Annotated in this window: 17 protein-coding genes and 1 riboswitch; of the genes, 3 read left to right on the top strand and 14 right to left on the bottom strand. The window is 54.1% G+C overall.

The window, feature by feature from the left end; all coding sequences use genetic code 11:
• Nucleotide 1: 1 nt before the first annotated feature.
• Nucleotides 2-1432 carry an NAD(P)/FAD-dependent oxidoreductase gene (locus tag PSAB_RS01550; protein WP_025332831.1) on the bottom strand — a complete coding sequence of 477 codons (1431 nt, stop codon included), beginning with the start codon at nt 1430-1432 and terminating at the stop codon, nt 2-4.
• 73 nt (nt 1433-1505) lie between these two features.
• Nucleotides 1506-1605, bottom strand: a riboswitch (purine riboswitch).
• Between the two features lie 251 nt (nt 1606-1856).
• Between PSAB_RS01550 and PSAB_RS01545 the strand changes: the two genes are divergently transcribed.
• Nucleotides 1857-2897 (top strand): GGDEF domain-containing protein, encoded by a 1041-nt coding sequence (locus PSAB_RS01545; RefSeq protein ID WP_025332830.1) that lies wholly within the window; start codon nt 1857-1859, stop codon nt 2895-2897.
• Between the two features lie 126 nt (nt 2898-3023).
• On the opposite strand, the gene PSAB_RS24380 is transcribed toward PSAB_RS01545, so the two are convergent.
• Nucleotides 3024-6146 (bottom strand): EAL domain-containing protein, encoded by a 3123-nt coding sequence (locus PSAB_RS24380; RefSeq protein ID WP_025332829.1) that lies wholly within the window; start codon nt 6144-6146, stop codon nt 3024-3026.
• A 331-nt stretch (nt 6147-6477) separates the two neighbouring features.
• On the opposite strand from PSAB_RS24380, the gene PSAB_RS25880 reads away from it, so the two are divergent.
• Nucleotides 6478-6627 (top strand): hypothetical protein, encoded by a 150-nt coding sequence (locus PSAB_RS25880; protein WP_168128931.1) that lies wholly within the window; start codon nt 6478-6480, stop codon nt 6625-6627.
• 109 nt (nt 6628-6736) lie between these two features.
• Here PSAB_RS25880 and PSAB_RS01535 read toward each other — a convergent pair whose 3' ends face one another.
• A complete protein-coding gene (locus tag PSAB_RS01535; protein WP_025332828.1) occupies nt 6737-7648 on the bottom strand; it encodes a LysR family transcriptional regulator in 912 nt (303 codons plus the stop codon).
• A 132-nt stretch (nt 7649-7780) separates the two neighbouring features.
• Between PSAB_RS01535 and PSAB_RS01530 the strand changes: the two genes are divergently transcribed.
• The gene (locus PSAB_RS01530) at nt 7781-8239 is read left to right on the top strand and encodes a rhodanese-like domain-containing protein (RefSeq protein WP_025332827.1); all 459 of its coding nucleotides are present in this window, start codon (nt 7781-7783) and stop codon (nt 8237-8239) included.
• A gap of 116 nt (nt 8240-8355) precedes the next feature.
• Here PSAB_RS01530 and PSAB_RS01525 read toward each other — a convergent pair whose 3' ends face one another.
• The 11 genes from PSAB_RS01525 to pulA all read right to left on the bottom strand — a co-directional run bounded on the left by PSAB_RS01525 (nt 8356) and on the right by pulA (nt 20391).
• A complete protein-coding gene (locus tag PSAB_RS01525; RefSeq protein ID WP_025332826.1) occupies nt 8356-9144 on the bottom strand; it encodes a formate/nitrite transporter family protein in 789 nt (262 codons plus the stop codon).
• Nucleotides 9145-9478: 334 nt separating this feature from the next.
• Nucleotides 9479-10225, bottom strand: a complete 747-nt coding sequence (locus tag PSAB_RS01520) for a TerC family protein (RefSeq protein WP_038595466.1) — start codon at nt 10223-10225, stop codon at nt 9479-9481.
• A gap of 72 nt (nt 10226-10297) precedes the next feature.
• Entirely contained in the window at nt 10298-10891 is a 594-nt protein-coding gene (locus PSAB_RS01515) for a TerD family protein (protein ID WP_025332824.1), read from the bottom strand.
• A gap of 151 nt (nt 10892-11042) precedes the next feature.
• Nucleotides 11043-11765: an amino acid ABC transporter ATP-binding protein gene (locus tag PSAB_RS01510; RefSeq protein ID WP_025332823.1), complete on the bottom strand. Its 723-nt coding sequence runs from the start codon at nt 11763-11765 to the stop codon at nt 11043-11045.
• A 13-nt stretch (nt 11766-11778) separates the two neighbouring features.
• Nucleotides 11779-12426, bottom strand: a complete 648-nt coding sequence (locus PSAB_RS01505; protein WP_025332822.1) for an amino acid ABC transporter permease — start codon at nt 12424-12426, stop codon at nt 11779-11781.
• A 127-nt stretch (nt 12427-12553) separates the two neighbouring features.
• Nucleotides 12554-13372 carry a basic amino acid ABC transporter substrate-binding protein gene (locus tag PSAB_RS01500; protein ID WP_025332821.1) on the bottom strand — a complete coding sequence of 273 codons (819 nt, stop codon included), beginning with the start codon at nt 13370-13372 and terminating at the stop codon, nt 12554-12556.
• Between the two features lie 266 nt (nt 13373-13638).
• On the bottom strand, nt 13639-14514 hold the full coding sequence (aguB, locus tag PSAB_RS01495) for an N-carbamoylputrescine amidase (RefSeq protein ID WP_025332820.1): 876 nt from the start codon (nt 14512-14514) through the stop codon (nt 13639-13641).
• Between the two features lie 21 nt (nt 14515-14535).
• On the bottom strand, nt 14536-15564 hold the full coding sequence (locus tag PSAB_RS01490) for an agmatine deiminase family protein (RefSeq protein ID WP_025332819.1): 1029 nt from the start codon (nt 15562-15564) through the stop codon (nt 14536-14538).
• A 211-nt stretch (nt 15565-15775) separates the two neighbouring features.
• Nucleotides 15776-16321: a phosphodiesterase gene (gene yfcE / locus PSAB_RS01485; protein WP_025332818.1), complete on the bottom strand. Its 546-nt coding sequence runs from the start codon at nt 16319-16321 to the stop codon at nt 15776-15778.
• A 140-nt stretch (nt 16322-16461) separates the two neighbouring features.
• Nucleotides 16462-17946, bottom strand: a complete 1485-nt coding sequence (locus tag PSAB_RS01480; RefSeq protein WP_025332817.1) for a glutamate synthase subunit beta — start codon at nt 17944-17946, stop codon at nt 16462-16464.
• A gap of 489 nt (nt 17947-18435) precedes the next feature.
• Nucleotides 18436-20391: a type I pullulanase gene (gene pulA / locus PSAB_RS01475; protein WP_025332816.1), complete on the bottom strand. Its 1956-nt coding sequence runs from the start codon at nt 20389-20391 to the stop codon at nt 18436-18438.
• Between the last annotated feature and the right edge of the window lie 2 nt (nt 20392-20393).

Raw genomic sequence — 20393 nt, 5'->3', positions numbered from 1 at the left:
TTTAGGCCCGGTCCAGCATGCCCCGGGCGATCCAGACGCCCGCCGCGCCCGCCTGGGCCAGTCCGCGCGTGATGCCCGCGCCGTCCCCGCCGCAGTAGAGGCCAGAAATCTCCGTCTCGAACGTTTCCGTCAGCTTCGGACGGGCCGAATAGAACTTGGCCTCCACGCCGTAAAAGAGCGTATGCTCGGAGGCAATGCCCGGCGTCACCTTCTCCAATGCTTCCACCATTTCGATGAGACTCTTCATCGTATTGTAGGGGAGCACCAGTCCGAGGTCGCCCGGGACCGCTTCTTTGAGCGTCGGCTCAACGAAGCCTTCGGCGATTCTTGTCGTGGTCGAGCGGCGCCCCCGCAAAATATCGCCGTATTTCTGCACGATCACTCCTCCGCTCGACAGATCGTTCGCCCGCTTGCAAATTTCCCGCGCATATTCATTGGGCTTGTCGAACGGCTCGGTGAATTTATGGGAGACAAGCAGCGCAAAGTTCGTGTTGGGGGAACCAAGCGCCGGATCTTTGTACGAGTGCCCGTTCGCCGCCATGACTCCGCTGTGGTTCTCCACGACGACATGTCCGGAAGGATTGCTGCAGAACGTGCGAACCCGGGTACCGACTGAAGTGTTAAAAATAAACTTGCCTTCATAAAGATGCTCGTTGATTTCCTGCATAACGACATCCGAGGTTTCGACCCGGACGCCGACGTCCACCTGATTGTTGTACATTTTGAGCCGGTGTCTTTTCAGCACATCCGTGAGCCAGGCGGAGCCGTCACGTCCCGGAGCGACCATGGCCAGCTTCGTCTCGTAAGTCTCCCCGTTCTTCAGCGTAACGCCCGTTACCCGGTGAGTGCCGTTCTCGCTGACCGTCTCGATGTCCTGCACCTCCGTCTTGAACATCATGTCAATGCGGGTGCTCAAATATTCGTAAATCGACTTCAGGATTTCCAGATTCTGCTCGGTCCCCAGATGGCGAACCTGCGCCCGCAGCAGCTTGAGCCCGGCCGCATAGCCGCGCTGCTCGATGCGCCGGATCGGATCGGTCGTCGGATCGGTAATCATCTCCGTCGCTCCATGCTCAAGGTTGATGGAATCGACGTAGCGGATCAGCTCCAGCACCTTCGAGGGCGCCAAATAATCCGTCATCCATCCCCCGAATTCAGTTGTAATATTGAATTTCCCGTCGCTGTATGCTCCGGCGCCTCCAAAGCCCGCGGTAATCGAGCAGGCCGGCAGACATCCGGCGAACTCCTTGCGTCCCGCAGCCGGCGGACAGAACTGAATCTTTTCCTCCAGAATCGGGCATCGCCGCTTATAAATATCATGTCCTTTGTCGATCAGCAGCACTTTCCAGTGCGGGGCCTTCCGGGTCAGCTCATAACAGGCAAAAATACCCGCAGGTCCGGCACCAACGACGATTACATCATATTTGCTCATCTGTTCCTCCAGAAAACGAATTTATAATGCCAAGCAAGTGCGGCACGGCAAAAATCCCGGCCAGTTTCAGGGTAAGCCAAAGGCACCCATCCGTAGCCAGGAATTTACGGTTCCCTGTAGAGACCCCCAAACCTTATCTTTAGGGATATACGAACAGCAAGTACGCGTTCACGCGTGCTGTATGATTTTACGTCAGCTGTAAGAAATATTTTTAAACCATAAGAATCTTAACGAAAATAGACGAATATGTCAATGAAGATATACTATATTATACGTGTTTTTTGAGCAGAAACGAATATTTTTTAGTGAAAGTTCGTTAATTTTGTACAAAATCCGAACATTATAACCCTGCCATCAAGAGGGAGGAAAAAAGGGGATTCTTGTCGAATACATACACATCGCTACTGGAAATGAGGAACACCTTATGCTTGATCCATCGCATACTCCTCGCCAATTGAATTGGAACCGTGTGCTGCTGAATGCCTTCTGGATTACGCTGCTGGTCCATGCCTCAAGCCGGATGCTTCATTCCCACGTCCTTTTTCCCGATGTGATCATTTTGGGAATTGTTATCCTTCTGGAATGCATTCACAAATGGAGGCCGAAGCTGGGCGAAGTCTCTATTATGGCAGGGAGCTATGTCATCTCCTTATTTGTCACCGTCCTTACCGCTTCGGATATTCTGGTATCGCCGCTTATTATGCTGCTCCCGCTGCTCATTTCCATGATCTATCTGAAAAAATCCTATCTGATCGCCTCGACGGGCTTCGGATTATTGTATATGATCACGCAGCTTGGACTGTCATCGGTTCATCGCTCTGTCCAGCGGTCCGAGATTATTCTAGTCTCCATCGTTTTCGCGGCAACTGCGCTGACGGGCTTTGCAGTTATCCGCCGGGGTCAGGATTTGATCCGCTCGCTGGCCAACTCGGAGAAATCGGAGCAGGATTTGCGCATCCAGAATATCATCATGGACCGCCTGTCCAAAATCGACGCGCTGACCGATCTGTACAACCATAAGACCTTTCACGAATATTTCGGCTGGCTGATCGATCATCAACAGAGTAATCCGTTCCCGATGCAGCTGGCCATCCTCGACATCGACAATTTCAAGAAGGTAAACGATACCTACGGGCATGGGGTCGGGGATATTGCACTGAGACAGGTGGCGGCGACAATGCTGAAGCATATCGGCGCGGACGATTTTGCCGCGCGCTATGGCGGCGAGGAGTTTGTTATTATTCTTACCTCCAAACCGCTGGAGGCTTCCTATGAAATAATAGAGCGGATAAGAGAGGGCATCGCCAATCTGCCCATCCCTGAAATGGAAGGGAAATCGGTCACCGTGAGCATCGGCATGCATGATCTTCAGGACGCCGATTCCAAAAACCATGTATTCCAGAAAGCTGACGACGCGCTCTACGAAGCCAAGAAGACGGGCAAGAATAAAATTGTTGTTTTATAGATACGGGATGGAAGACCGAAAAGGGATGCCCTTCAGCTGGAAGCTGTGGGGCATCCCTTTTCAATGTAAGGCATCGGTTGACAGCTTGAGGAGCCTGCTGGCTGCACCCGATGAATGGCCTTGTGCTTAAACCTTGCGGGACCATTTCTCAAGAAGCTCCCGCGTATTCCTCTCCGGCAGCGGCTTGCTGATCAAATAACCCTGAACCTTGTCGCATCCCGTCATCTTGAGAAACGCCAGCTGGCTGCGGTCCTCCACGCCTTCCGCCACGACTTCCAGCCCCATCTCATGGCCGAGCGATACCATCGTCTTGATAAACGACTGGCTGTATGAATTGTCCGACAGCGGATCGATAAAGGCCTTGTCGATCTTCAGGGTAGAGATCGGCAGCTGCTGGAGATAGCTCAGCGAGGAATAGCCTGTTCCGAAATCGTCCAGCGCGATTCGAATTCCTTGCGATTGCAAATACTCCAGCTTGTCGACAATTCGTTCGAACGATTCCATGAAGACCGACTCCGTAATCTCTAGCTCCAGACATTTCGGCGCGATTCCGCTTTCGGACAGGATACCCAGCACGGTAGGAATGAAATTGTCCTGCAGCAGCTGTATGACGGAAATATTAACCGCAATTCTGAAATGGTTATACTGCTTTCGGGACATTTCCGCCATAAAATGACAGGCCTTTCGAAGGACCCATTCGCCCAGGGGAATAATCAGCCGGGAGTCCTCGGCGATCCTGATGAACGACAGCGGCGAGACAAACCCGAGATCCGGGCTGTTCCAGCGAATCAGCGCCTCGAAGCCGGAGATATCACCGGTCAGAAGGTCAACCTGCGGCTGGAAGAACAGCTCGAACTCCTCATTATCCAGCGCGCTGCGCAAATGCTTCTCGATCGTCATGCGTTCTTTGAACTCTGTATGCAGCGATTTGTCATATAGGGCATACACGCCTTTTCCCGCTTCCTTGGCGCGGTACATGGCCACGTCTGCACTCTTGAGAATCTCCTCTGTCGTGTTACCGTCTGCCGGATAGAAGGAAATCCCAATGCTGACTGAAATGTAGACGCTGCTCTCGCCGATCTGGAACGGGTTCTCAAACTCCTTGAGGAGCCTCTCTGCCAGCTCGATGACTTCCTTGCGTTCTTCCACATCTTTGATAAAGACGACAAATTCGTCTCCGCCAAGTCTGGCGAGCATACTGCCTTCACGGACAACGGATGACTGCAGTTTTTCGCTAACCTGCCGGATCAGTATATCGCCAAACTTATGGCCCATCGTGTCATTAATGTATTTAAAATTGTCCGTATCGACGAACAACAGCGCGGCGCTCCCGCCGGGAATCTGGAAGTATTCTTCCATCGTCTCCAGCAGACACAGACGGTTGGGCAAATGGCTCAAGGAATCATAATAGGCAAGATGGTGCATTTTTTTCTGATTCTCCAGCAGAGTGGCGTACTGCTCCACAAGCTCCTGCTGCGTTGCTGTAAGCTGCTCATAGGTCGCTTCAAGCTCCTGGTAGCTGCTGCTGAGCTTAAGCTCCATTTGCTTCCGGTTGGAGATGTCGATCAGGGAGCCGAGAAACATCGGCACTTCCCGCCGCTGGTCGATAGAGGCCTTGCCTCTGACCTCGAACCAGTAATAACGCCCGTCCTTCGTTCGCATCCGGTATTCACTTTCATACACCGGCGCCAGACCGGCCAAATGCTCCTCGCGCGCCTTTCTTGAGCGCTCCCGGTCATCGGGATGGATCAGATCTATTACCGTATCAACGGACAAATCCAGTTCCCCCGGTTGATAGCCCATGACTTCATACCACCGATCCGACACCCAGTGGCACTCTTTCTCGTAGTTGTATTCCCACAGTAAAGCGCCGGAGGCTTCCACCGCCAGGCGGAACCGCTTCTCGCTGAAGCTCAGCTTCTCGTTCTGATCCTGCAATTCCTCTTTGGCCGCCGCCAGTTCCAGATGGGTCGCCTCCAGCTTCCAAAAGCTCGATTCAAGCTTCCGCTCGTTCCGTTTCAGCTCGTCGATATCAATGCCGATCAATACAAAAGCGTCGGAGGCCCCTCTGCCGAGGCCCTTGATCAGCATCGTCCGGAATGTGAAGTACCGCCCCTCGGCGGCTCCGCTCGGAATCTGAAACTCCTCATGTCCGGCAAAATCGTAGCCAATCGCCCGGTAGAGCAGCTCCTTCAGCCTGGTTCCCCCCGCTACTTTGAGCTCCACATCATCCAGACTCTGGCCGACAATCTCCTGTTCTCTCAGGCCCGTGACCCGCTCACCGTACTTGTTCAGGCGCAGCACCGTTTTGTCCTTCTGCACCGCCCAGACCAGAATGCCCGTATGCTCGATCACATCCTCGAAAAACTGCTGTTCGGCGCGAATAATCCGGCGCAAATGGATAATATACATTCTAAGAAAAAAGGCGGCTGCGGCCAGCAGGGCGAGGCCGATGACCAGGCCGGCAATCGTCCTAAGGCGCATCCTTTTTCCATAATCCTCCGAATGATTGAAAAAATACTGACGATACAGCTCCTCAAACGCCCCGCTCTGCTTCAGCCGCTTCAGACGTTCATTGATATAGGGCACAAGCTCCGGTGAAGATTTGCTGATTCCGTAGGCGAAAACCACCGGATAAAGATTGTTCAGTTTATGTATAATCCGGCCCGTCAACCCTTCTTCGACGATCAGGTAATCGACAACCTCCTGATTCTCGAACAAGAGATCGATATCGCCCCTGCTCAGGGCGGTCAAAGCCTCCGCAACCGTCGGATAAGCCCTGTAGCCGGACACCCCCAGTTCATTCAATAGGACGCTCTCGGTATACTGTCCCTGCCCGACGCCGATCTTGTAACCGTTCAGATTGTCCAGGGTTACTCTGGATTTGAAATTCTCCCTTGCGTATATGGAGGTGCGAATCTTCATGACAGGGTTGGAAAAAAGAATTTCGCGCTTCCGCTCTTCGGTTACAGCCATCAGCCCAGCCGTATCGATATCGCCGCCGATCAGCTGCCGGTACACCCTGTTCCAAATGTCGCTGCCGTATTGAACCAGGTAGTCCTGCCTCTCAAAAATCATATTGGTCAGATCAATATCAAATCCGGTCAAATATCCGTTATGTATGTATTTATAGGGGGGATAATCCAGTTCCGCTTTATAGGCGACTTCTTTTCTTGCGGCGTGAGCGGCATCCGGCGCAAGCAGGAGCAGAACAGATAATAACAGGACGATGACTTTGCACCGCTTCATCGCTAATTTCTCCTTTGATTTAATTTCCAAAAAATAACACTATGCTAGGTATACACTAGCTTGGTTCGACAATTATTGGGATAATTCCTGCTCAGCCGGGTAAAAAAGGCAATTTTCATGTGTAATTATGTCTTTCAGTCCCTTTCTTTCATTGCAAAACATCTCTTCCTTTGTCAGATTGCTTAAAATTGTAACATTTAAAAGTGAGATAATTCACTTTTCATATTGATTTTTAGACGTAGAATATGGATAATAACAATATCGGTTTTGGTGATAATGATTATCATTATTAAAACAGATGAAAAATGGATTTAAAGGAGACTGAACGCTTATGAACGCAGCCACTACCCGGACGTCGCTGATGGTTGATGATTACCTGGATCTGCTTAGTCTTGCCGTCAAGATTGGAGATTTGAAATGGCAAAAAGAAATTAAAGGCCGCCTGCAGTTCATAGCCAACAGAAATTACAAGAGCTGCTGACTTTCACATACGGCACTAAGAGTAGCCGCCTTCCGGTTTGCCGGAATGGCGGCTTTTTGACTTTAGCAGGAGCGCTTCCACGGCTCGCCTCCCCAGCCTCTGAACCCGCCTATTCCTGCCGCGCAGAGCCTTCTATTTTCACGTCATCCGCCCCGCGCATCATTTCGATAAACCGCTTGAATGAGGCGGACAGCCAGCGGTCTTTGCGGTAGATCAGCTGAATTTGGAAGCCCTGGCCGCCGCCCGCCGCCACCGGAATCGCCTTCAGCTCTTCCCGCTCCAATTCTTCCAGGACCGTATAGCCGGGCAGAAACGCGATCCCCCACTCATGCTTAACGGCCTGCTTGATCCCCTCCAGATTGCCGAATTCCAGCTCCACTCTTGGCGCAATCCCGAGGCCTCTCATTTCCTGCAGCAGATGATTCCGGTAGGTGCACGTATCCTCTGTCAGAACGAGCGGCTCCGCGGCAAGCATGGATATCTGTACCGATTTGAAGTCAGCCAGCGGGTGTCCCGGGTGCACGATGATAAACAGCTCTTCCTGCCTTAGCGGCAGGACCTGCAGATCCTCAGAGACGTAGGGCTTATCAAAAATAAGTCCGAAATCGGATGATTTGTTCCGTACACCGGCGATAATGTCACTCTCGGAGCCGGGCAGCACCCGCAGCCGGATGTCCGGGTACTGCTTGCGGAAACGGTGCAGCCGGTCCGGCAGAAAATAGGCGGCAAGCGTCTCGATAGAGCCGACCGTCAGCTCCCCTGCCTGTCCTTCAGAGATAATCGCCTTCGCCTCCTCGCTCAGCGCCAGCATTTGGCGGGCGTACCCGAGCAGCGTTTTGCCGGCAAATGTCGGCGCCATTCCGTGCCCTGAACGTTCCAGCAGCTTCGCCCCGTACATCTCCTCCAGCTTCGCGATCTGGGTCGTCACACTGGATTGCGCATACCCCAGCTGTTCCGCCGCCCGGGTATAGCTGCCGCTCTTGATAACCTCGCAAAATGTACGCAGATAGGTAAGTTCCATCCCGCTCTCCTCCGGATATTATTATCATTTATTTCGATAATTGTTATCTAATACTATAGATATCACTAATGATCCGTTCAAGATAAAATGTAGGAAGAAGTCATAATTAGCCTGAAAGGAAGGATGTATGTCATGAAAATCCAGCCAAAATCGCAGGTGCTGTCCGTGCAGCCCGCTTCTCCGGCTGAGGCCGCTGCTTATTTCAACACAAGAGGAACATTCGAGACCGATGTAGCCGACGTCGCCCACGATCTGCGTGAAAGATTGCTGGGCTTTACTCTGGTCGATGTCCGGGATGCCCGTTCCTATGAGGAGGCGCATCTGCCCGGCGCCGTCTCTCTGCCCTCGGGCTATACTGGCCGCAGCGGCGCTCCGGCGCTGCCGCAGGACCGCCCGCTCGTTGTGTACTGCTGGGGACCCGCCTGCAACGGAGCGACCAAAGCCGCCGCCCGGCTGGCCGCCCAGGGCTACCAGGTCAAAGAAATGCTCGGCGGCATCGAATACTGGCGGCGGGAAGGCGGTCCGCTGGAAGGAACGCTTCGGGAGGAAGCGCCGCTCTTCTGGCAAATGCCGCCGATATCAAACATATAATTTCTTATTTGGAAAAAAGACCTCCGGTTCTGCCCTTGGGGACTCCCCCCTAAGCAGAATGGAGGTCTTCCATTTCGCTGCAAATGATATGGGGCGTTAAGCCGCCCCACTGCCAGTCAATGGTCTTCCTGGTCCAGAAAAGGCTTGTTCACATAATAGTACATGACGCCCATCAAGACTCCGCCGCCGATCAAATTACCGAGGGTGACCGGAATGAGGTTATGGACAACGCCGGCCCATGAGATCGTTCCGGGGTGGTTCAGCACAAGCGCGATGGCGAAGGTGCACATATTGGCAATACTGTGCTCGTAGCCCGAAATGAAGAAGCAGAATACGAACAGCACCATGCAGAAGAGCTTCGCGCCGTCGGCCTTCATCGACATCGGCACGAAAAAAGCCAGACATACGAGCCAGTTACAAAGAATCGCCCGCCAGAACAGCTGCACGGCCGGGGCGCTCATTTTATGCTCAACGACACTCAGCAAAAAGCCGTTCACATTCGCATCATAGAATAATCCGGTCAAATAAATGAGCAGGGCGAACGCCGTTGCTCCCAAAATATTGCCGATATAGCTCCATACCCACATTCGCGCGACATCCGTCCACTGCATTTTTTTGCGCAAGGCCGTATAGGTGTAATAGAATGTGTCCCCGGTGAACAGGTCGCCGCCGCCGTAGGAAATGAGGATGATGGCAGCTCCGAAAGTAATGGCGGCCATCGGATAAGTAAGCGGAGAATGCTCCATGTAAAAAAAGTTGCCGGTCTTGAAGGCCACAATGACGCCGAAGCCGATAAACATACTGGCCAGCATGGCGCGGGCAATGTAGCGGAAAATACTGTTGCGGTACACCTTCTGCTTCTTCAGCGCCAATTGCTCGACTTTCAACAGTGCTTCGTTTTCCATAGATCCTCCGTGGGTTGTTGTATTTTCAGCAGCCTCGGATACGAGTTGTGGCTTATTATACCCAATAAACCGCAACAAAACGCTTGAAACAACAACCCTCGTCAGATGGCCGGAATTATTCCTTGGATGAGGGATCATCGTCTATCAGTTCGGCGATCTCCTCCGCCTTCTTGCTGCTGGCCGCCACAAGAAGCACGAGAATAAGGCAGCCAAGAATCACGTCATCCCCTCCCCCCGCATTGCCGCGCCTTGACGCAATCTATGTGCCGGAGGGAAGGATTATGCCTTGCAGCCAAGCCAGGTCATTCCATTAATATTCTCTTATTTCGTGCGCTTAATGATGAACTTCGTTCTTCGCTTCCCTTCTTCTGCGGCCGGTACTATACAGAATCGTGCCGACAAAGACGGAGATAATAACGACAAAGAAGATAACATGGGACATTTCGAATCCGAAAGCGCCCGCCATCATTTTACCGGCAATAACGGCAATCAGCAGGAAAGCCGCCTGCTCCAGCTCGGGGAACTTCTCGATCAGCTTCAGGAAAATTTGCGCCACCCCGCGCATCATCAGCACGCCGAGAATACCGCCCATGAACAGTACCCATACTTCGCTGCTAACCCCGAAGGCGGCGATTATGCTGTCGATACTGAAAGCAATATCCATCAGTTCGACCAGCAGCACCGTTTTCCAGAAGGAAGCCCCCTTATTCTCGACGGCATCGCCACCTTCGCCCTTGAAGATGCCTTTATAGGCAATGTAGAAGAGATACAGGGCGCCGAGCACCTTGACCAGTGTGAATCCGATCAGAAACGATCCGAGCCCAATCGCTGCAAAACGGAACAGGTACGCACCCAGAATTCCGTAAAAGAGCGCCTTTCGCTGCTGTTCCTTCGGTAAATGCTTGACCATAACCGCAAGCACAAGCGCGTTGTCCGCCGAGAGCAGGCCTTCAAGAAGGACCAGACTTGCGATTATGCCCCAGCTCACAGGGTCCGATAACGTCGCCGCCACGTCATGCCACGAGAAAAAATGTCCATAATTGCTGCTTATGCTCCCAAAAAAATCTGACAACCAATTCATTGTCACTTGCCTCCGGTATATTTATTATGATCTGCCGGCGATCGAACGTTAATCCCGGCAGCTGCCGTTAATTTATATAAACCGCTCTGCCAGCTGATGAATATGCGCTGCATGGCTTCCTCCGCCGATCGCCGCGAATTTCCATTCCGGTCCGTGGCGGTATAACTCCCCGCAGATCAGGGCAGTGAAGCCGGAGTAGTTGTCCGACAGGTTATACCTGACCAGCTCGGCGCCCCCCGAGGCATTCATGACCCGGATATAGGCAGACTTGATCATGCCAAAATCCTGATTGCGGTTCTCGGCGTCATAAATATTGACAACGAACAGTACCCGGTCCACATCGGCAGGAACTGCGCTTAGGTTGACTCTAATCTGCTCGTCATCCCCGTCTCCTTCGCCAGTCAGATTATCGCCGGTATGAACGACCGAATGGCAGGCGCTATGCTTGTTGTGGAAGCAGACCAGGTTGCTCTTCTTCATGAGCTTTCCCTCCGCGTTCAGCAGCAGGGCTGAGGCGTCGCAGTCGACATTGCCCTCCTTCCTCAAAGCAAGCGGCTCCCGGGATTCGGCAGGGTCCCAGCCGAGGCCGACAATCACATTCGACAGGCCGGCATTGCCTTTGGTCAAATCTATGTTTTGGCCTTTTACGAGATTAATTCCAGCCAAGCGTTAACCCTCCATTTCGAACAAGCGCTAGGTTCTCGCCGGGACAATCCCGGCAAATAGAACATACAAGGTGATACGCGGAGGAAACGAATTTGTTTCAGTGAATGACCGCTCTTATGTTCCAAAAAAAGAGGCGGGGAATCCCCGCCGCTTACAGCACCTTCGATAAAAATTCCCGGGTCCGCATGTGCTGCGGATCTCCAAACAGCTTCTCCGGCGGCCCCTCTTCCACAATGGCCCCCTGTTCCATGAACAGCACCCGGTCGCCCACCTCGCGCGCGAAGCCCATTTCATGCGTGACGACAACCATCGTCATCCCTTCACGGGCCAGATCCTTCATAACGGCCAGTACCTCGCCGACCATCTCCGGATCAAGCGCCGATGTAGGCTCGTCGAACAGCATAATCTTCGGCTCCATGGCGAGCGCCCGGGCGATCGCCACCCGCTGGGCTTGTCCGCCTGACAGGGAGGCGGGGTATGCCTCGGCCTTGTCGGCAAGCCCGACCTTGTGAAGAAGCTCCAGCCCCTTTTGGCGGGCCCGTTCCTCCGGCCATTTGCGCACCTGAACCGGCGCGAGCATAATGTTCTCGATAACTTTCTTGTGCGGGAACAGGTTGAACTGCTGGAACACCATGCCAACCTCGGTTCGCACCTCGTTAATCCGCGTTTTTTTGTCCATCAGATTGACGCCTTCGATGATGATATCGCCCCCCTGCGGCTGCTCCAGCAGGTTCAGGCAGCGCAGAAAGGTCGATTTGCCGGAGCCTGAAGGCCCGATCACGACGACAACCTCCCGGCTATTGATGTCAACGCTGATATCGTTCAGCACGGTATTGCTTCCAAAGGCTTTGATCAGATGTCTGACGGAAATGATCGGTTCCATGGGGTTACATCCTCCGTTCGATATAGGACAGCAGCTTGCTGAGTGAATAGGTAAGCACAAAATAAATGACTGCCGCCGTCAAATAAGGCTCCCAGATCCGCATGTACTGGCCTTTCATCGTATTGCCCCAGTACATGATCTCGGGGGCGGCGACAAGCGCGAGCAGCGACGAATCCTTCACGAGCACGATGAACTCGTTGCCAAATGCCGGAACCATCCGCTTGATAGCCTGCGGCAGCACCACAAACCGCATTGACTGCCTTCCCGTCATCCCAAGCGACAGCGCCGCCTCCCGCTGGCCGGGATCGACCGACTGGATGCCTGCCCGGAAAATCTCCGCTGTGTAGGCCGCCGAGTTGAGCGACAGCGCAACGACACCGGAAATCAGCGCATTGGTGCTACCATAAAAGGCCGGAACCAACCCGAAATGGACAATCAGGATCTGGACATACAGCGGTGTGCCCCGGAAGAAATTGATGTAGGCCAGGAAGGGCCAGCGCCAGAGCGGACTTTTGACCATTCTGCCAAAGCCGATGCCCAGCCCGAATACGGAACCAAGGATGATTGAAGCGATCGAAAAGCCGATCGTATACAAGGTTCCCCGCAAGAATAAAGGCAAATATCCTCCAATGATGTCGAAATTGAAATCCATCTTTCTCTTCCCTTCTCTTCACAATAGGCCGGATGCAAGCCGTCCCCGTAAATCTTTCTCTCTCTCCTGAAAAAAACAAAGCACGCGCAATAGTATTCATTACGCATGCTTGCTTTGCTTACCTTGCTTACTGTGCGTTCTTCAAGTTCGTCAGGTCCGGAGCTTCGCCGAACCATTTCTTGTAGATTTCCTCGTACTTGCCGTTTTCAATGACCTTTTGGATCGCTGGGTCCAGCTTCGCCTTAAGTTCACTGCCCTTCGGGTACAGAATGCCGTAATACTCGGAACCGAAATTCGGCGTATCCGTGATTCCGACCAGCTTCATGTTCGGGTTGTTCTTGATGTATTCTCGTACGATCGCGATATCGGCCACCACCGCGTCCGCCCCGCCATTGTCGAGCTCCATCATCGCAACCGCATTGCTGTCGAAGCGTTTCAGCTTCGTGTTGCCCACGCCCATGATCTTGCTCATCAGCTCATCGGCGGTAGTAGCCGTCTGCACAGCCACGGTCTTGTCCTTCAGATCCAGCGCGCTCTTGATGTCGCTGCCTTCCTTGACCATAATCATGTTCGTCGATTCAAAGTAAGGAACGGAGAAATCATACGTCTGCTTGCGGTCGTCGGTAATGGATACCGCGGACAAGCCGGCCTGGTATTCCGTACCCTGCTTGACGCTCTCAAGCATCGTGTCCCAGCCGGTATTGACCACTTCGTATTTCATTCCCGCTTCTTTCATGACTGCATCGATAAAATCAATGTCGAAGCCCTTAATCGTATCCTTATCCATATATTCCATAGGTGCGTAGGTAGCGTCGCTCGCGAACTTCACCACGGTTTCTTCGCCGCCGCTGCCGGAACTTGCATTGTTATCCGATCCGCATCCGGCGATGACCACGACCAGCATCGCGATCAAAGCTGACATGACCCATTTATTTCTGCTTTTCATCTCTCAATCCCCCTGCGAAAATTGTCAATAGCATAAAGAGATTTTAACAGATTAAAGTGTAGATGACAATTATCTTTTCTTCCATATGTTATGTTATATCACATAATTATCGGAAGTTTGTAACAACTTTAATTCTAGCACTTGCCGCCTTACCGAAGCGTTTTTTCGAAGATCCAACTGCCGAATCCGGCCTCTTGTAAAAAAGAGCACTGCCAGGATTTCACCCCTTGGGTCAGTGCTCATGCTTTGCAATATCTCAGCTCTCGTTAAAAGGTTAGCTCCCCGTCGTAGGAAGCAATCAGACGATACAGCTCCGGACGGCGGTCGCGGAAAATGCCCCACTCGATCCGCCCCGTCTCCAGCTCGTCCAGATCGAACTCGCCGACCAGCACCGCCTCTTCGCCCCGTCCGGCCTCGGCAACCTTGTTGCCTTGGGGACCGGCGATAAACGAAGAGCCGTAAAAGTTGATGCTTGAATCCTCATCCTCTTCACGCCCGATCCGGTTGGACGCCACCACAGGAATCAGGTTGGCCGCGGCGTGGCCAAGCATGCACATCTGCCAGTGATCCTTCGAATCGATAGCGCTGTCCTGCGGCTCCGAGCCGATGGCCGTCGGATAGAACAGAATCTCCGCTCCCATCAGCGTCATGACGCGCGCCGCCTCCGGGTACCACTGATCCCAGCATACGCCCACCCCGATTTTGGCGTAGCGGGTGTTCCACACCTTGAATCCGGTGTCTCCGGGATTGAAGTAGAACTTCTCCTCGTAGCCGGGGCCGTCCGGTATATGGCTCTTGCGGTATTTTCCCAGGATGGTTCCGTCGGCGTCGATCACGGCCAGGGTGTTGTAGCGCGCATAGTTCTTCTTCTCATAGAAGCTGATCGGAAGCACAACCTTAAGCTCTTTGGCCACCTCTTTGAAATGGTTGACGGCTTTGTTCTGCTCAAGTTCGGTCGCATATTCATAGTAATCCGATTTTTCCTTCTGGCAGAAATACGGCGTCTCGAACAGCTCCTGCAGCAAAATAATCTGCGCTCCCTGAGCGGCCGCCTCCCGAACCAGCTTATCGGCTTTGGCGATATTCTCTTCAATGTTGCCGGAGCAGCTCATCTGCGTCGCGGCTACTTTTACTTTTCTCAAGCCTATGTCCTCCTTGTTGCCTTATTGAAATGCTCTAGCCGGCATTTGCTGCGTGGTGCAGTGCACGTTACCGCCCTCGCGGATGACCGCCATCCCGTTCACAGTGCGGATTCTCCGGTCCGGAAAAAGACGCGACAGGGCCTGCTCCGCAAGCGCATCCGTCTCGGGTGCGCCGAATACAGGCAGGATTATACCGCCGTTCACAAAATAGAAATTCAGGTAGCTAAGCGTCAGCCGGCTGCCTTCATGATCGGCGCGCGGCGGCTGCTGGATTTTGACGATTTCAAGCTTTCTGCCCTTGGCGTCCGTAGCGCTCTCCAGAATACGCAAATTCTCTTCTGTAATCGCATAATTCTCGTCCTGCGGGTCCTCGCACACCTGAATGATGACCTTGCCCGGTGACGCGAAGCAGGCGATATTGTCGACATGCCCGTCGGTCTCGTCGCCACTGAGCCCGCGCTTCAGCCAGATGATCTTCTCCGCGCCGGTATATTGGCGAAGATACTCTTCAATATCTCCCCGTCCGAGGCCCGGATTGCGGTTCGGGTTAAGCAGACATTCCTCGGTTGTAATCAGCGTGCCCTCTCCGTCGGTATGCAAGGAGCCGCCTTCCATCACGATCGGCGCATCGAACCGTGTAACCTTCAGCTGCTCCAGGATTTGCGGTGCAACCTTGTCGTCGAGATCCCAGGGAGAATATTTGCCGCCCCAGGCGTTAAACTTCCAGTTCACTCCGGCAAGCTTACCGCTGCCGTCCACCACGAAGGTTGGCCCGTTATCCCGCAGCCAAGCGTCACTGTGCTCGATCGGAAGAAACGTGATGCCGGGACCGGATACGAGGCGCATGACGGCCTCCTGCTCGTCCGGATTGACAACGACCGTTACCGGCTCGAACTCGGCAATCGCCTGGATAATATCCGCATATCCTTGGCACACGGATTCATGATCGTCCGGAAAGCACATGGACGCCTGCACCGGCCAGGAAATAAACGTGCGCTCATGCTTCGCCCATTCGGGCGGCATGCTATAGTTGAAATCTTTAGGATTCATCATCTTAGCCCGCTTTACAATAGTTTAAGGAACACATCTCTTCTGCATTCCTTACCCATAATACAATAATATCAATCCCGGCTCAATTCCTTCGGGAAGACGGTATTCCGGCATTTTAAGGCAGCAGATCATCCGCTTGAAGCGCGAAAAAGCCGGACGCAAGCGCCCGGCTTTCAAGAAGCCCGCTGCAGCGGGCTTTTTTGGGGGAGAATCAGGAAATCTGGATCGACTTCACGATCTCTCCCGCAAAGCTTTTGACGGTAAACGCCCCGCCTTCCAGCACGGCATAGGAATTGGGGTTGTTCTCTTTCGGGAGCGAGATGGAGCCCGGATTCAGCACATAAACGCCTTCTTTGATGTCAGCCACGGGAACGTGGGTATGCCCTTGAATAAAAAGATCGCCCTCACTCAGCTCGGGCAGGTTCTCGATACTGAAGCCGTGTCCGTGCGTGACATAAATGCGTCTGCCCTCATACCAAATTTGCGTATAGTCGCCCATCATCGGAAAATCGAGCAGCATCTGGTCCACCTCGCTGTCGCAGTTGCCCCGGACGGCAGTGATATGCCGCTTGTACGCATTGAGCTCTTTCGCCACTCCCTGAGGATCGTAGCCCTCCGGCAGCGGATTCCGCGGACCGTGATACATAAAGTCTCCGAGAATAACAAGGCCATCCGGCTTCTCCTCGGCGTATTTCTCCAGCGCTCTCTTTAACCAGTGCAGCGAGCCGTGAATATCGGAAATAAACATCAGCTTCATATCTTTCCATCCTTTCCCATGTTGGTTATATAGAATTGCCACCTATATCGCAGTGAAAAAAGCCCCACAAAGTGAGGCTTTCCTTCAAAGCTGGGCGCCGGGTACTTTGCGAGACCCCGGCTTAACTGATTTCCTTAATCTTAAGGCAAATTCGAGGAGCCCATCAGATACCGGTCTACTTCCCGGGCAGCCTGACGGCCTTCACTGATCGCCCACACGACAAGGCTCTGTCCGCGGCGCATGTCGCCTGCCGCAAAGACGCCTTCCACATTCGTCGTATGCACGCCGTACTCAGCCTTGATGTTGGAGCGTTCGTCGAGCTCCAGACCGAGCTGGCTTGCAACCGTCTCTTCCGGTCCGGTGAAACCGAGCGCGAGCAATACGAGCTGCGCAGGGATAACTTCCTCGCTGCCCGGCACTTCTCTAGGCACCATGCGTCCTTCTTCATTCCGTACCCATTCAAGCCGCACCGTATGCAGCTCCTTTACCTGTCCGTTCTCATCCCCGGCAAAACGCTTGGTCGATACGAGATAGCGGCGCGGATCTTCCTTATATACCGCCTTGGCTTCGACCTGACCGTAATCCACTTTAAGCACCTTCGGGAATTCCGGCCACGGGTTGTTCGGCTGGCGGGTAAGCGGCGCTTGCGGCATGATTTCCAATTGTACCACGCTTTTGCAGCCATGGCGAAGGGAGGTTGCGACGCAGTCGGTACCCGTATCGCCGCCGCCGATAACAACGACGTCCTTGCCGGCGGCAGACAGGTATTCGCCGTCCGCATGCTCCGAGTCCAGCAGACTCTTCGTATTCAGCGTCAGGAACTCCATCGCCTGATAAATGCCGGACAGCTCCCGTCCCTCGGCCTGAAGATCACGGGCTTTGGTCGAGCCGGCGCACAGCACAACCGCGTCGTGCTTGGCTTTCAGCTCCTCGGCCGAAATATCCTTGCCGATCTCTGTGCCGGTCACGAAGGTGATTCCTTCGGCCTCAAGCAGGTCTACCCGGCGCTGCACTTTCTTCTTGTCGAGCTTCATATTCGGGATGCCGTAGGTCAGCAGGCCGCCGAGCCGGTCAGCGCGTTCATATACGGTAACTGTGTGGCCTGCTTTGTTAAGCTGCGCCGCGCACGCGAGTCCCGAAGGTCCGGAGCCGACGACGGCCACGCTCTTGCCGGTGCGCGTAAGCGGAGGCTCCGGCTTGATCCAGCCTTCCTCGAAGCCTCTGTCCACAATCGCTTTCTCGATGGTGCGGATCGTTACGGGCTGGCCGTTCATACCGACCGTACAAGCGCCTTCACAAGGGGAAGGACATACCCGGCTTGTAAATTCCGGGAAGTTATTACTCTTATGCAGCCGTTTCAGCGCGACTTCCCAGTTCCCTTTATATACCATATCGTTCCATTCCGGAATCAGATTATGCAGCGGACAGCCGGAGGCCATCCCCGACAGCAGCCGGCCCACATGGCAGAACGGCGTTCCGCAATCCATGCAGCGCGCAGCCTGCTCGCGCAGCTTCTCTTCTTCCATCGGAACCGAAAATTCGTTCCAGTTCTTGATCCGCTCAAGCGCTTCGCATTCCGATGGCGTTACGCGCGCGTATTCCAAAAATCCCGTAGATTTGCCCATACCTGTCATCCTCCGTGTCTTCTTTGATTTAACGCCGGACCGGCAGGCCGGCGATTCTAGGGTGCCGCTTACACCAAGGACTTCAGTCCCTCCGGGCGCCATTCATATGACGCTGTAAAGCAGCGAAGCAGCAGACCGCACCAAGACGATTGCCCCGGCTGCATGGTTGTCCGCCACATTTAAAATTAAAAGTAATAAGTGACTACATAGTACCATTCGCTTTCCGTATCCGAACGTGAGCAATGTCACCTTTTTGGCAAATCGAGAAGATCATTTTGCCATTATCACAGAAATTTCAAATTTAAATCATTTAGACCCTGTACCATTGTGCCGAATCCGGCCGGGGAGACAAGCAACCGGTTGCAAACCCGGTCCCAACACGAAAAAGCGTACAACCGGCTCTTCCACCGGTTGTACGCCAAATGTTCGTTTCATATAAGATACAAGCTCTTTCAAGTCCGCTTACATCGGCGTGCGCCTGATAACACCTTATTTCACCGCCAGCACTGTCATTCCGATACCCCGGGCAATAAGCTGCTCTTTGTCCAGAAGGACGATTCCTTCCCCGCCAAACAGCGGCTCCCAATCCCCCAGCTTCGGAAGCGTGAGCGGAGTCTCTTCTTTGCTTGCTTTATATACAACGTAGATGTGGCTTGCCGAATCGCCTCCGGCGTGATTCCGCAGCGTAAAAGCCACCGTGCCGCCCGGAGACTGCTCAAAGACGAGGCCAGCCCGGATCTCCTTCGCGCTCCGCAGCCGAAACGCCGGATGCTGCCTCCGCAGGGCGATCAATCTTTGGATATAAGCAACATCATCCTGGCGCTCGGCGCACCGTTCCCAATCAAGCCAGTTGATCTCCACCGGGCTGTTATAACTGTTCTCCACACCTTGCTTTGTCCGCATAAACTCCTGGCCGGCATGCAGCAGCGGAATCCCCTGACTCGTCAGCACCATGGCCGAGGCGAGCCGGTGCATGCTGCGGCGCTCCCTGTCACCCGTCCCTTCCGTGGACAGCAGCAATTTGTCCCACAGCGTATGATTATCGTGACATTCCACATAATTGACGCACTGCTGCGGCTCCTGGGCGAACTGTCCGATGCCCGGCCCGTAGGCGATGCCGCCGGCGACACCCGCCCTGACTCCGCTCTCGCTGCCGCTCCCGCCGTTGATAAAGCCTTTGCGGTCATGCAGGAAGATGCTGCCCTTGACGGCATCGCGGAAGCCGTCGTTAAATTGTCCGATTCTCGGCATATGGGAGCTGTTATGCTGGTTCGCCCGGCGCTCCGGGGCAAGCTCCGTGTCCATAATCCAGCCTTCACCAATCGTCAGGATCGAGGGATCAAGCTCATCAAGCCGCTGACGGATCTCCGTCATGGTGCCGATGTCGATCAGCCCCATCAAATCGAAGCGGAAGCCGTCGATGTGATACTCCCGCGCCCAGTACAAGACGGAATCTGCAATAAAACGGGACATCATTTTGCGCTCGGTGGCGCAGTCATTGCCGCAGCCCGATCCGTTCGACAGCGTTCCGTCCGCCTTATGGCGCAGATAGTAGCCCGGAACAAGCTTGGTGAAGTTCGCCCGGTATCCGTCGTAGACATGGTTGTAGACCACGTCCATAACGACCCGCAGGCCCCGGTCATGCAGCGTCTGAATCAGGCGCTTGAGCTCCGTGATCCGGACTCCGGGAACGAAAGGATCGGTCGCGTAGGAGCCCTCGGGAACATTATAGTTCTTCGGGTCGTAGCCCCAGTTGTAATGCGGCTCGCCAAGCTTCGTCTCATCTACGCTTTCGGTAGCGTAATCGCTGAGCGGCAGCAGCTGCACATGCGTGACGCCAAGGCCGGCGATATGGTCCAGCCCGGTAGGAATCCCGCCCGGTCCCCGCGTACCGCTCTCGGCAAGGCCGGCAAATCCGCCTTTCTGCCGGATGCCGCTAGCCGGATGAATCGATGCATCCCGCAGATGCAGCTCATAGATAACGGCATCCACAGGATCGTGAAGCGGCGGTTTGTCCTCCGTCCAGCGCGTCGGGTCCGTCTTCCGGAGGTCGAGGATGGCGCCCCGGTCGCCGTTTACGCCAACGGCCCTCGCGTAAGGATCGATGGCTTCGTTCCACTTGTCTTCTATCCATACGCGGTAGGTGTAGAACTTGCCGTCCAGATCGCCTTTCAGCGTCAGTATCCAGGTCCCCCCGATATCGCGGGTCATCGGCATGACGGCAGAAGCTTCCCCCTGCCAGGAATCGTACAGCACCAGCTGCGCCTCCTGGGAGGTGGGGGCCCACAGCCGGAAGACGGAGCGCTCCGGCGTATAGTTCAGCCCCAAATCGTCTCCCTCGTAACTGAATAAATCGTCAAAGCCGTCGACAAAGACGGAGACACCGCCGGTGACCGCGGGATCGCCGTAATAAATCGGCTCATCCCTTTCCCTTTGTACCGACAAAT

Source organism: Paenibacillus sabinae T27, assembly GCF_000612505.1.
Classification (GTDB): Bacteria; Bacillota; Bacilli; order Paenibacillales; family Paenibacillaceae; genus Paenibacillus_AQ; species Paenibacillus_AQ sabinae.
Note: the sequence above shows the minus strand (reverse complement) of the source record. Positions and strands in the feature narration are given on the sequence as shown.

Coding starts and splice junctions, on each gene's coding strand:
- PSAB_RS01530 (WP_025332827.1), top strand. CDS start 7,781: ATGAAAATCCAGCCAAAATCGCAGGTGCTGTCCGTGCAGCCCGCTTCT.
- PSAB_RS24380 (WP_025332829.1), bottom strand. CDS start 6,146: ATGAAGCGGTGCAAAGTCATCGTCCTGTTATTATCTGTTCTGCTCCTG.
- PSAB_RS25880 (WP_168128931.1), top strand. CDS start 6,478: ATGAACGCAGCCACTACCCGGACGTCGCTGATGGTTGATGATTACCTG.
- yfcE (WP_025332818.1), bottom strand. CDS start 16,321: ATGAAGCTGATGTTTATTTCCGATATTCACGGCTCGCTGCACTGGTTA.
- PSAB_RS01490 (WP_025332819.1), bottom strand. CDS start 15,564: ATGAATCCTAAAGATTTCAACTATAGCATGCCGCCCGAATGGGCGAAG.
- PSAB_RS01500 (WP_025332821.1), bottom strand. CDS start 13,372: ATGAAAAGCAGAAATAAATGGGTCATGTCAGCTTTGATCGCGATGCTG.
- PSAB_RS01545 (WP_025332830.1), top strand. CDS start 1,857: ATGCTTGATCCATCGCATACTCCTCGCCAATTGAATTGGAACCGTGTG.
- PSAB_RS01525 (WP_025332826.1), bottom strand. CDS start 9,144: ATGGAAAACGAAGCACTGTTGAAAGTCGAGCAATTGGCGCTGAAGAAG.
- PSAB_RS01505 (WP_025332822.1), bottom strand. CDS start 12,426: ATGGATTTCAATTTCGACATCATTGGAGGATATTTGCCTTTATTCTTG.
- PSAB_RS01550 (WP_025332831.1), bottom strand. CDS start 1,432: ATGAGCAAATATGATGTAATCGTCGTTGGTGCCGGACCTGCGGGTATT.
- PSAB_RS01520 (WP_038595466.1), bottom strand. CDS start 10,225: ATGAATTGGTTGTCAGATTTTTTTGGGAGCATAAGCAGCAATTATGGA.
- PSAB_RS01480 (WP_025332817.1), bottom strand. CDS start 17,946: ATGGGCAAATCTACGGGATTTTTGGAATACGCGCGCGTAACGCCATCG.
- PSAB_RS01535 (WP_025332828.1), bottom strand. CDS start 7,648: ATGGAACTTACCTATCTGCGTACATTTTGCGAGGTTATCAAGAGCGGC.